Genomic DNA, 11,444 nt, shown 5'->3' on the forward strand with positions numbered 1-11,444 from the left:
CCGCTTCGTCCGTCCCGCTCTCCCGCGCCTCGCGCGTCTGGTCCTCCGACCCGTTCATCCCGTTCAGCCCGTTTCTCGTGAGGTGTGTGCGGTGTGTGTGGCGGGGCGCGGTACGCGCAGTTCGACCTCGGTGCCCTGGCCGGGGACGGAGAGGAGTTCCGCGCCACCGCCGAGGTCGCGCAGTCTGCCCCGGATGGACTGGGCGACGCCGAGCCGCCCCTCGGTCGCGGCCTGGTCCAGGCGGCCCTCGGGGATACCGGGCCCGTCGTCGCGAACGGTGACCAGGACGGCCTCCGGCTCGTCCTCGACCAGGAGCCAGGCCCGCGCCCCCTCGCCCGCGTGGGCCCGGACGTTGTCGAGGGCCGCGGCCACGGCGGCGGCCACCTCGCGGGCGGTGTGCGGCGGCAGCAGGACGGGCGTGCCGGGCCCGGCGAGGCTCACCCCGGGGCCGGAGTGCGCGGCGAGCAGCGGCAGCAGGTCGAGCGGTCCCGGCGCCGCGCCCGGCCGCGCGTCCTCGGCGTCCTCGGTGGCCGGGGCGGCCGGGGCGGCGGGCCGGCCCAGGACCAGGGCGCGCAGCGCGCTCTCCTGCTCCCCGGCGAGGCGGCCCAGTTCGGCGGCCTCCCCGCCGAGGGCGGTGCCGCGGCGCTGCACCATGGCGAGGACCTGGAGCACGCTGTCGTGGATGTCCCGGGCCAGCCGTTCGCGTTCGCGGGTCGCCGAGTCGATCTCCAGGGCGCGGGCGAGGGTGCGCTCGGAGGCGCGGGCCACCTCGATGACGTAGCCGATCGCGATGGAGGCGACGCACACCAGCAGCACCGCGTGCACGGTGCTCTGGCTCGGGGCGCCGCGCTGCACGACGTTCGCCAGGCCGACCAGCGCGGAGGTGAGGGCCGCCCAGCGCCAGCCGCCCTTGAGCGCGTACGCGAGGACCGCGCCGGCCGTCCATATCGAGGGCAGTGTGGGCACTCCGGAGGCGACCCGGTCCGCGCCCTGCGCGAGCGGGGTCAGCAGGATGCCGGTGAGCGCGATCACGAGGTCGGCGCCGAGGAAGGCCCAGGTGCAGCGCGCGGCGCCCGAGACCCGGCGCAGGGTCAGCAGCGTCCAGGGCGCGAGCACCACGTAGTACGCGACGGCGAGGTGGGGCATGGCGTACTCGCGGTACGAGGCGAGGAACAGCCCGACCGCGTAGCACAGGGTCAGCACCCGGTAGCCGGTGAGCGCCCGCCACAGCGGCTGCTCGACGGACATCCGGGGCCGGGGCGCGCCGGGCCGGGCGGACGGGACGCTCTCGGCCCGCGCTCCGGGCGGCACGCTCCCCGTCCCCGGCACGCTCTGCCCGTCCCGCGGCCCCGGCGCTTCCCGAGCCGCCCGGCGCTCCCTCGTGCTCACCTCGTGTGCCCCCCGCTCTCGACCGGTGCCCCCCACTCGGTCCTACGCGCAGGGCAGCCTATGCGGTTCCGGAAGGCGCGGGGAGAAGAGGACGCGCCCGCCACAGGGAAGGCGAACGGAAGGCGAACAGGGAGAGGGGACAGGAGCTGCCGGCGCGGGGCCGGGCACCCAGGCGGGCCGGGCGCTCAGACGGGCCGGCACCCACGTCGGGCCGGGCGCTCAGACGGCCGGCACCCGGGCGGGACGACCGCTCAGGACCCGGCCGCCGGACGGGCCGGCCGCTCGGGCCACGCGCTCACGCGGCCCGGCCGCTCAGGCAGCGAGGCGCTCAGACAGCCAGGCGCTCAAGCGGCCAAGCGCTCAGGCGGCCCGGCCGCTCTCCTCGGCTCCGTCGGAGCCGGAGCGCTCCTTGGCCGCGGCCTTCTCGGCCTCGGCGCGCTTCTTCGCCGCGTCGGCGATCTGGCGCTTGGCGGCGGTCGCGTAGATGTCGACGTACTCCTGGCCCGAGAGCTTCATGATCTCGTACATGACCTCGTCGGTGATCGCGCGCAGGACGAAACGATCCTGCTCCATGCCCTCGTACCGGCTGAAGTCGAGCGGCTTGCCGATCCGGATGCCCGGCCGCATGAGTTTGGGCATGACCTGGCCGGGCGGCTGGATCTTCTCCGTGTCGATCATCGCGACCGGGATGACGGGGGCGCCGCTGGCGAGCGCGACCCGGGCGAGCCCGCCGGGTTTGCCGCGGTAGAGGCGGCCGTCGGGCGAGCGGGTGCCCTCGGGGTAGATGCCGAACAGCTCCCCGCGTTCCAGGACCTCGACCCCGCTCCTGATCGCGGCCTCTCCCGCGCCCCGGCCGCCCGAGCGGTCCACCGGGAGCTGGCCGACGCCCTTGAAGAAGGCGGCGGTCAGCCGGCCTTTGATCCCGGGGGTGGTGAAGTACTCGGCCTTGGCGATGAAGGTGACCTTGCGGTCCAGCATCGACGGCAGGAAGAAGGAGTCGGAGAACGAGAGGTGGTTGCTCGCGAGGATGGCGGGGCCCTCGGCGGGGATGTGCTCCATACCCTCCACCCAGGGCCTGAAGGCAAGCTTGAGCGAGGCACCCAGCGAGTGCTTCATCGCGTTGTAGATCACCGGTCCGCCTTCCCTGTCCTTGCCGTCGACCTTACCCGCCGGGGGGCCCGCGGGCGGGTGGGCGGGGCGACGACCCTGGTCGGTGTCGGCCCGGTCGCGTACGGTGAAGTACGCTCCCGCGCCAAGGTTCCGGTGCCCCGTTCCCGGCCGGACATGCCGGTACGGGAGCGCGGCGCCAGCCCCCCGTACCGCCCGGTCGCACCCCCGTCCCCGCACGCCACCCCCGCACCCCTTTCACTGTTCCGTCCCGCCTCACGAAGGAGACCGATCGTGCCGGTCCTTCCCGGAGCCGAGCCGTACCGCCACGAGGGCGGGCAGGTCGGCGTCCTCCTCTGTCACGGCTTCACCGGCTCGCCGCAGTCGCTGCGCCCCTGGGCCCGGTACCTGGCGCGGCGCGGGGCGAGTGTGTCCCTCCCGCTCCTGCCGGGGCACGGGAGCCGCTGGCAGGACATGCAGGTCACCGGCTGGCAGGACTGGTACGCCGAGGTGGACCGGGCGCTGCGGGAGCTGGCCGAGCGCTGCGAGCGGGTGTTCGTGGGCGGTCTGTCGATGGGCGGGGCGCTCGCCCTGCGGCTCGCGGCCAGGCACGGGGCGGCGGTGTCGGGTCTCGTCCTGGTCAACCCGGCCCTCAAGGTGCACGGGGCGGCGGCGCACGCGCTGCCGGTGGCGCGCCATCTGCTGCCCTCCACGCGGGGCCTGGTCGGGGACATCGCGAAGGAGGGCGTCGAGGAGCTGGGTTACGACCGCGTCCCGCTGCACGCGGCGCACTCGGTGCGCGCCTTCTTCCGGCTCGTGGACCGCGATCTGCCGCAGGTCACCCAGCCGCTGCTGCTCCTGCGCAGCGCGCGGGACCACGTGGTGCCGCCGGCCGACTCGGCGCGGGTGCTGAGCCGGGTCTCCTCACGGGACGTCACCGAGCTGGTGCTGGAACACAGCCACCACGTCGCGACGTTGGACCATGACGCGGACCGGATCTTCGGGGAGAGTGTTTCCTTCGTGTCCCGGATCGCTCCAGAATTCGCCCATTTCGCCAACGAAGGGACGGCCACCGGTGGCTGAGAACGGCGCGGAGCGCGAGGAGAGCCGGGAGCCGGAGGAGAGCGGCGTCCCCTTCGACGAGGAGGCGGCCTGGGCGGCGATCGTCGCCGGGTACGGCCAGGAGCCCGAGGACCCGCCGGGGGCGCGGCCGTTCAAGTCCGTGGAGGACCTGGCCCGTACCGAGGCGGCCTCCCGGGCCGCCGGTGACGGGGACCAGGGCAAAGGCGGGGACAAGGACGGCGACCCGGCGGAGAAGGCCGGGAAGGAGGAGGACGGCGAGGCCGGGAAGGGCTCGGCGTCCGGGGTCCGGCCGCTCGGTGGTTCGGTGGCCTTCGCGCCGGGCCTGGTGGGCGGCCCGCGCGACCACTCCCTCGCCGAGCCCGGGGCGAACGACCTGGGCCCGGCTGACGAGGGGCACTTCGTGCAGCCGGACCCGCCGTTGCCGACGGCCGACGTGACGTCCAAGTTCGCCTGGATCGCGGTGATCGGCGGTCCGGTGCTGACTCTGCTGATCGTCCTGCTGGGCTGGACGATGACGTGGTGGCTCGCGACGCTGTGCATCGGCGGTTTCGTCGGCGGCTTCGCGACCCTGGTCGTGCGCATGGGGGACGGCGAGGACGACGAGGACGATCCGGGGCGCGGCGCGGTGGTGTGAGCCCCGGCGGGGCGGGCGGCGCCGTGCGCGGGCCCGCCCCCGGGTTGTCTCAGGCGGCCGCCGGCAGCCGCAGCGCCGCGAGGACGGGCAGGTGGTCGGAGGCGGCGCGCAGGTCGGCCTCGCTCACACCGGGCAGCTGGGGGACGCCGCAGCCCAGCACCTCGACGCCCTCGGTGACGAACAGGGCGTCGATGCGCTGGTGGGGGTCGGCGGCGGTCGAGGTGTACTCCCCGCCGGCCGGGCGGACGGTCCAGGCGTCGCGGAGTTTCCCGGCCAGCAGCCGGAAGGTGCGGCCCCCGGGGCGTTCGTTGATGTCGCCGCCCGCGACGGCGTACGGCGTGCCGAGCCCGGCGACCTTGTCGAGGAGCATGCCGCCCTGGGCGTACCGCTCGTCCTTCTGGAGGCTCAGGTGGCAGCTCACGACGCCGAGCCGGGCGGCGCCGAAGCGGAGCACGGCGGTGGACAGTCCGCGCCGGTGCAGGCCGGGGGTGAGCGGCAGCAGGACGTCCTCGGTGCTCTCGACGGTCGCGCGCAGCGAGCACAGGAGGGCGGGCCCGGCGGCCGTGCCGCCACCCGCGAGGGTCACCAGGCCCGACTCCCGGGCCAGCCGGGAGAGTTGCTTGCGCCAGCGGAAGAACCGGGGCGCCTCCTGGAGGAGTACGACGTCGGGCGCGCAGGCGCGGACGACCCGGCTGAGCGCCTCGGTGTCGTCGCGCAGGGAGCGGATGTTGTAACTGAGGACCCGCACTACGGCGGAACCGTCCGGCTCGGTACGGGAGCCGGGCAAGGTGCTGGGCGGCGTTGGGCTCTGCATGGCGCTCAACCTACGCCGACGTCCGCCGCCTCCCGCACCGGGGACGCGACGGACGTGGGGCGTGCGCGGGGGGCTCAGCCCTGGCGGGCGAGGTCGGCGGCGCCGACCAGCCCTGCCTTTCCGCCGAGTTGGGCGGCGAGCACCTGGGCGTGCGGACGCCAGGCGCCGCCGATCAGCCAGCGGCGGAAGGAGCGGCGGATCGGGTCGAGCACGAGATCGCCCTCGTCGGAGACGCCGCCGCCGACGATGAACGCCGAGGGGTCGAACAGCGAGGCGAGATCGGCGAGTCCGGCGCCGGCCCAGCGGGCGAGCTCCCGGAAGGAGTCGATCGCGACGGCGTCGCCCTGCCGGGCCGCCTCGCTGACGTGCTTGCCTTGGATGCCGTCGGCCGTGCCGTCGCCGAGGGCGAGCAGGATCTCGGCGTCCTGGGGGGTCGCGTTGGCGCGCTGCTTGGCGTAGCGCACCAGGGCCCGGCCGGAGGCGTACTGCTCCCAGCAGCCCTGGCTGCCGCAGCCGCACAGCAGACCGTCGGGGACGACCCGGATGTGGCCGAACTCGGCGGCCACGCCGAAGCGTCCGCGGCGCAGCTTGTTGCCGATGATGATGCCGCCGCCGAGGCCGGTGCCCAGCGTGATGCAGATGACGTCCTCGTGGCCTTGCCCGGCGCCGAAGCGGTACTCGCCCCAGGCGGCCGCGTTGGCGTCGTTCTCCACGACGACGGGCAGGCCGACGCGCTGCTCGACCTTGTCCTTGAGCGGTTCGTGGCGCCAGTCGATGTTGGGCGCGAACAGGACGGTGGCGCGCTTGTCGTCCACGTATCCGGCCGCGCCGATGCCGACGGCCTCGATGTCGTGGCCCTTGCTGGCGCCGGCGACCGCGCTGGAGATCGCGTCGACGATGGCCTCGGCGGTGGGCGGCGTGGGCACGGTGAACGTCGAGAGGATCGCCCCCTCCTCGTCCACCACTCCAGCCGCGATCTTCGTGCCGCCGATGTCGACGCCGATGGTGAGTCCCATGTGTCCCTCAGTTTTCGGTCGAGCCCCGCTGAGGAGCAACCTTACGCGAGGGGCCGTCAGTCGAGGTCGATGTGCTCCCCGCGACCGGGGCCCTCCTCGTCGCGGCCGGGTCCGGAGGGACCGTCCGTGCCGTCCTGCCCGGGACCCTTCCCGGGGTGTTGCCCGGCCGTCCCGGTGGGCGTCGCGCCGCCGCTCGCGGAGGGCTGGTCGCCACGTGTCCAGCGGCTCTCCTGGCCGGACACGGCGCTGCGGTAGGCGGCGAGGAGTTCGGCCCCGGCGGCGGCGAGGTGGTCGAAGACCTGCGGATTGCGTTCCAGGACGGGCTCCACGACGGACTTCGCCTGCTGGACGACCTGGCGCACGACCTGTTCCGCGGTGGCGCCCGCGACGGGGCTGGCGGAACCGGCGAGGGCGGAGAAGGCTCCGACGCGGTCGGCGACGGCCTCGGCGAGACGGCGCAGCTCCTCGGCGGCGGAACCGGGACGCGGGCCCTGCTCCTGGCGGCGCCGGGCCCGCTCGGCGGCGAGGTCCTCGGCGCAGGCCGTGGACCAGGCGTCGTCGTCGAAGGAGGCGGAGGGCTCGGTGGCTTCGCTCATGGCGGACTCCTGCGGGCGGGTGGGGCCGGGGGGCGGGGCTGCGTACTTCGACGGTACCGGACCGGGCGGACGGGCGGAGGGGGCCGGACGGCGGGCGGGGCGCCCCCACGGGCTCAGCGCCGGGGCCACAGCGCGGGGTCGGGGGTGAAGCGCACCCGCAGGGCGCCCTCGCGCAGGGCGGCACCGGTCACCGAGCAGCGGCGCAGCGCCGAGGGCAGGATCAGGACGCGGCGGAACGGCCCGGCGGTGACGACGAGTTCGTCGTGGAGGCGGAAGAGGTCGAGGTCCTCGCGTACCGCCCCGGGCAGCGGAATCCACCACTCCAGGCAGCCGTGGTCCGCACGCCGGTCGTGCAGGGGCCAGGGCAGCGCCTCGACGGGCAGGGCGGCGGGCGGGGGCACGTCGAGCGCGGCGAGGTCGTCGAGGCCGCGCGGGTCGTGGCCGAGGTGGGGCACGGGGTGCACGGGCAGCGGTTCGGCCCGCCACTCGGCGAGCACCTTGTCCTGCTGGGCGGCGCCGGGGGCCGGCTCGGGCAGGACGCGGTTGGCGAGGACGGCTTCGGGGCGCAGGTCGTACAGGGCGGTGCCGGTGCGGTGGGCGCGCAGCGCGTCGGCGGCGGCGGGGGTGGGCTCGGCGACGTACCGGACGGTCGTCTCCGGGGCGCGCAGCAGGTCCTCGACGGCGGCGAGCGTGGTGTCGGCGCGGGCCGCGAGCGTGTAGAGGTCCTCGGCGGGCATCGGCACCCCGGCGAGCCGCCCCAGGACGGGGCGCAGCGCGCGGGCGGCCTGCCGCCGCGCGGGCAGCAGGCGGCCGAGGTAGCGGCGCAGCTGCTCGGGCAGGACGAGCAGCGCGAGGGCCGCCTCGCCCGCCGGCAGGTCGACGACCAGCGTCTCGTAGGGGGGCCCGGCCTCCCCCTCGCCCCCGGGGTCCTCGCCGGCTCCGTGGCGGTGCAGCGTGGAGAGCAGCGCGAGTTCGCCGGCTCCGGGCAGCGTGGTGAGTTCGCCGTCCTCCAGCGGGGCGGCGCCGAGCAGCGCGAGGGCGGTGCCGGCGCGTTCCTGGAGGGTGAGCAGGCCGCTGCGGAAGCCCTGGTCGGGGTCGGTGCCCACGACGCTGAGCAGGGGCGCGATCTCGACGGGGGCGCGTGCGGGCCGGGTGCCGAGCACGGCGGCGGCCGCCCGGTCGGGGGTGATCAGCAGGGTGCGGGAGCCCGCGCGGGCGGCGGCGAGGGCGGTCGCGGCGGCGAGCGTGGTGCGGCCCGCGCCGCCGGGGCCGGTGACGAGGACCGTGCGCATGGGCTGGGGAAGGGCTCGGGCGTTCAGGCGGGATCGCCGGCCGGGGGCGCGGAGCCGGTCGCGGTCTGGGCGGGCGGACCGGCCTCGACGCGCTTCTTGAGCCCGGCGAGCGCGCGGTCGGTGATGACCTTCTCGGCCTTGCGCTTGATCATGCCGAGCATCGGGATCTTGACGTCGACCGTGAGCCGGTAGGTGACCTCGGTACCCGCGCCGACGGCGCGCAGCCGGTAGGAGCCGTCGAGGGAGCGCAGCATCTGCGACTTGACCAGGGTCCAGCTCACCTCCTCGGGGCTGGGCCAGGTGTAGGCGAGGGTCTGGTCGTCCTTGATGGCGCCCGCGTCCATGACGAGGCGGACCTGTTCGGCGCGGCCCTGGTCGTCGGTGGCCAGGATGTCGGCCTCCTTGACCTCGCCGGTCCAGTCGGGGTAGCGGGCGAAGTCGGCGATCACACCCATGACGTCGGCCACGGGGGCCTCGATGATGATGCTTGAGCTGGTGTGTTCGGCCATCGCCGTGGCTCCTCCAGTGCAGACCGGTCGGGTGTTTCGCGGAAGTGGAACGAAGTGGGGCCCGCGCGGCAAGGCTACCGCCCCGGCCGCCCTCACCATTCCAGGGCCCAGGGGCGCCCGGTGGACGCGAAGTGACCCACGTTCACGCACTCGGTGGCGCCGATCCTGGCCCGCCGCACGAGGGGCTGGTGGACGTGGCCGAACAGGTGGTAGCGGGGCCGGGTGCGGTGGATCGCGGCGAGCAGCGCGCGGCTGCCCCGTTCGAAGCGGCGCGCGACGGTGTCGTAGACGAGTTCGGGGACCTCGGGCGGGATGTGGGTGCACAGGACGTCGACCTCGCCGAGCGCCTCGATCCGCGCGGCGTACTCCTCGTCGTCGCGCTCGTAGGGGGTGCGCATCGGGGTGCGCAGTCCGCCGCCGACGAAGCCGAAGACGCGGCCGCCGATCTCCACCCGCTCCCCGTCGAGGACGGTGGTGCCGGGGCGGGCGTACTCCTTCCACAGGTGCGGCAGGTCGACGTTGCCGAAGGTCGCGTACGTCGGGGTGGGGAAGGCGGCGAACAGGCGCGCGTACTGGAGGCGGGCGGCGCGCTCGATGGCGGGGCCCGGTTCCTCGCCGAGCCGGGCCCACTGGACGCGGTTGAACTCGCGGGCCTCCTCGAAGCGGCGGGCGGTGCGCAGGGCGACGATCCGGTCGGCGGCCTCGGTGCCGAACAGGTCGGGGAAGATGCCGTGCGAGTGGTCCGCGTAGTCGAGGAACATCACGAGGTCGCCGAGGCACACGAGGGCGTCCGCGCCGTCCCCGGCGCGGGCGAGGTCCCGGGCGTTGCCGTGCACGTCGCTCACCACATGGATACGGGTCCTTCGCATGCCGGTCACTCTAGGACCGGCGCCGGGCCACGGACAGGGGAGGTGGGCCGCCCCCTCGCACGGCACAGCGGTCGCCGGGAAACCGGCGGACGGGGTCGGACCTGCGGTTACTTCTCAGTCGGAAGCACCGTGGACTACTGTGCGCGAAGCGCCTGCGCGGCGTGTGACGCACCGAACATCTGGCCCGGTCCCCCTATCGAAAACCCCTTACCGGTGGGTAACGTCCGGGCGGTCCGGTCGTGCTCTCCCCCCGGAGCACCCGCCCGATCTTGGATCGCACCGTCGCAGCACACCGTCGTGGCGCCGGCGCCAATGAGGAGCAGCAGTCTTGCGCGAGTTCAGCCTTCCGGCCCTGTACGAGGTCCCCGCGGGCGGCAACCTGACCGATATCGTCCGCCGCAACGCCGCGCGCCACCCCGAGGTGGCGGTCCTGGGCCGCAAGGTCGACGGGGTGTGGCGGGACGTCACCTCCACGGTCTTCCTCGCCGAGGTCAACGCCGCCGCGAAGGGCCTGATCGCCTCCGGTGTCGGTCCGGGCGACCGGGTGGGCCTGATGTCCCGCACCCGCTACGAGTGGACGCTGCTGGACTTCGCGATCTGGGCGGCCGGCGCGGTGACGGTGCCGGTGTACGAGACCAGCTCCGCCGAGCAGGTGCAGTGGATTCTCGGGGACTCCGGGGCCGTCGCCTGCCTCGTGGAGAGCGAGGCGCACGCGGCGACCGTCGCCTCCGTACGCGAGGGGCTGCCCGAGCTCGCGCACGTGTGGCGGATCGACGCGGGCGCCGTCGGGGAGCTGAACGCGGCGGGCGCCGGGGTCGAGGACCGGGTCCTGGACGAGCGGGCCGCGGCCGTGAGCGCCGACGACCCGGCGACCATCGTCTACACCTCGGGCACCACGGGCCGCCCCAAGGGCTGTGTGCTGACCCACCGCAGCTTCTTCGCCGAGTGCGGCAACGTCGTGGAGCGCCTCAAACCGCTCTTCCGCACCGGCGAGTGTTCCGTCCTGCTCTTCCTCCCGGTCGCGCACGTCTTCGGGCGCCTGGTCCAGGTGGCGGCGCTGATGGCGCCGATCAAGCTGGGCCACGCCCCCGACATCAAGAACCTCACCGGGGAACTGAGCGCCTTCCGGCCGACGATGGTCCTCGGTGTGCCGCGCGTCTTCGAGAAGGTCTACAACGCGGCGCGGGCCTCGGCGCAGGCGGGCGGCAAGGGGCGGATCTTCGACCGGGCCGCCGACGCGGCCATCGCCTTCAGCCGCGCCCAGGACACCCCGCAGGGCCCCTCCCTCGGCCTGCGGCTGCGCCACCGGCTCTTCGACAAGCTCGTGTACGGGAAGCTGCGGGCCGTGCTCGGCGGTCGCGGCGAGTACGCGATCTCGGGCGGGGCGCCGCTCGGCGAACGCCTCGGGCACTTCTTCCGGGGCATCGGCTTCACCGTCCTGGAGGGCTACGGGCTCACCGAGTCCTGCGCCGCGACCGCCTTCAACCCGTGGGACCGCCAGAAGATCGGCACCGTCGGGCAGCCGCTGCCGGGTTCCGTGGTGCGGATCGCCGACGACGGCGAGGTGCTGCTGCACGGTGAGCACCTGTTCGCGCGCTACTGGAACAACGAGGCGGCGACCGTCGAGGCGCTCGCCGACGGCTGGTTCCACACCGGCGACATCGGCACGCTCGACGAGGACGGCTACCTCGCGATCACCGGCCGCAAGAAGGAGATCATCGTGACGGCGGGCGGCAAGAACGTCGCCCCCGCCGTCATCGAGGACCGCATCCGCGGCCACGCCCTGGTCGCCGAGTGCATGGTCGTGGGCGACGGCCGCCCCTTCGTCGGCGCGCTGCTCACCCTGGACGAGGAGTTCCTCGCCCACTGGGCCGCCGACCACGGCAAGCCCTCCGGCTCCACGCCGGCGGCCCTGCGGGAGGACCCCGAGCTGCTGGCCGACCTCCAGTCGGCCGTGGACGACGGCAACGCGGCGGTCTCCAAGGCGGAGTCCGTCCGCAAGTTCCGCGTCCTGCCGGTGCAGTTCACGGAGGAGTCGGGACACCTGACCCCCTCGCTCAAGCTGAAGCGGAACGTGGTGGCGAAGGACTTCGCGGAGGACGTCGAGGCGTTGTACCGCAGGTAGGGGGCAGGGC

General features: G+C 74.7%; 11 protein-coding genes. 3 read left to right on the forward strand and 8 right to left on the reverse strand.

All coding sequences use genetic code 11. The features are described 5' to 3' along the window. Positions 1 to 63 precede the first annotated feature (63 nt). Together macS and ACFYMP_RS01460 are read right to left on the reverse strand one after the other, a co-directional pair. Positions 64 to 1,248 (reverse strand): MacS family sensor histidine kinase, encoded by a 1,185-nt coding sequence (gene macS, locus ACFYMP_RS01455; RefSeq protein ID WP_388849546.1) that lies wholly within the window; start codon positions 1,246 to 1,248, stop codon positions 64 to 66. 501 nt (positions 1,249 to 1,749) lie between these two features. Then, positions 1,750 to 2,520: a lysophospholipid acyltransferase family protein gene (locus tag ACFYMP_RS01460; RefSeq protein ID WP_388848609.1), complete on the reverse strand. Its 771-nt coding sequence runs from the start codon at positions 2,518 to 2,520 to the stop codon at positions 1,750 to 1,752. Positions 2,521 to 2,790: 270 nt separating this feature from the next. Between ACFYMP_RS01460 and ACFYMP_RS01465 the strand changes: the two genes are divergently transcribed. Together ACFYMP_RS01465 and ACFYMP_RS01470 are read left to right on the forward strand one after the other, a co-directional pair. Next, the gene (locus tag ACFYMP_RS01465) at positions 2,791 to 3,579 is read left to right on the forward strand and encodes an alpha/beta hydrolase (RefSeq protein ID WP_388848612.1); all 789 of its coding nucleotides are present in this window, start codon (positions 2,791 to 2,793) and stop codon (positions 3,577 to 3,579) included. Then, on the forward strand, positions 3,572 to 4,213 hold the full coding sequence (locus ACFYMP_RS01470) for a hypothetical protein (RefSeq protein WP_388848615.1): 642 nt from the start codon (positions 3,572 to 3,574) through the stop codon (positions 4,211 to 4,213). The genes ACFYMP_RS01465 and ACFYMP_RS01470 overlap by 8 nt, the downstream gene beginning before the upstream one ends. Positions 4,214 to 4,262: 49 nt before the next feature. On the opposite strand, the gene ACFYMP_RS01475 is transcribed toward ACFYMP_RS01470, so the two are convergent. The 6 genes from ACFYMP_RS01475 to ACFYMP_RS01500 form a co-directional block, all read right to left on the reverse strand. Continuing rightward, positions 4,263 to 5,027 carry an endonuclease/exonuclease/phosphatase family protein gene (locus tag ACFYMP_RS01475; RefSeq protein ID WP_388848618.1) on the reverse strand — a complete coding sequence of 255 codons (765 nt, stop codon included), beginning with the start codon at positions 5,025 to 5,027 and terminating at the stop codon, positions 4,263 to 4,265. A 74-nt stretch (positions 5,028 to 5,101) separates the two neighbouring features. Then, positions 5,102 to 6,043: an ROK family glucokinase gene (locus ACFYMP_RS01480; RefSeq protein WP_388848621.1), complete on the reverse strand. Its 942-nt coding sequence runs from the start codon at positions 6,041 to 6,043 to the stop codon at positions 5,102 to 5,104. A 56-nt stretch (positions 6,044 to 6,099) separates the two neighbouring features. Next, entirely contained in the window at positions 6,100 to 6,639 is a 540-nt protein-coding gene (locus ACFYMP_RS01485) for a DUF5304 family protein (RefSeq protein WP_388848624.1), read from the reverse strand. Positions 6,640 to 6,752: 113 nt separating this feature from the next. Further along, positions 6,753 to 7,931, reverse strand: a complete 1,179-nt coding sequence (locus ACFYMP_RS01490; protein WP_388848627.1) for an ArsA family ATPase — start codon at positions 7,929 to 7,931, stop codon at positions 6,753 to 6,755. Positions 7,932 to 7,954: 23 nt separating this feature from the next. After that, positions 7,955 to 8,440, reverse strand: coding sequence for an SRPBCC family protein (locus ACFYMP_RS01495; protein WP_388848630.1), 486 nt, complete (start codon positions 8,438 to 8,440; stop codon positions 7,955 to 7,957). A gap of 92 nt (positions 8,441 to 8,532) precedes the next feature. Then, a complete protein-coding gene (locus ACFYMP_RS01500) occupies positions 8,533 to 9,309 on the reverse strand; it encodes a metallophosphoesterase (protein ID WP_388848633.1) in 777 nt (258 codons plus the stop codon). 328 nt (positions 9,310 to 9,637) lie between these two features. Between ACFYMP_RS01500 and ACFYMP_RS01505 the strand changes: the two genes are divergently transcribed. Continuing rightward, positions 9,638 to 11,434 (forward strand): AMP-dependent synthetase/ligase, encoded by a 1,797-nt coding sequence (locus ACFYMP_RS01505; protein ID WP_388848636.1) that lies wholly within the window; start codon positions 9,638 to 9,640, stop codon positions 11,432 to 11,434. Positions 11,435 to 11,444: the final 10 nt, after the last annotated feature.

The sequence above is a fragment of the Streptomyces sp. NPDC007088 genome (assembly GCF_042869355.1).
Taxonomy (GTDB): Bacteria; Actinomycetota; Actinomycetes; order Streptomycetales; family Streptomycetaceae; genus Streptomyces.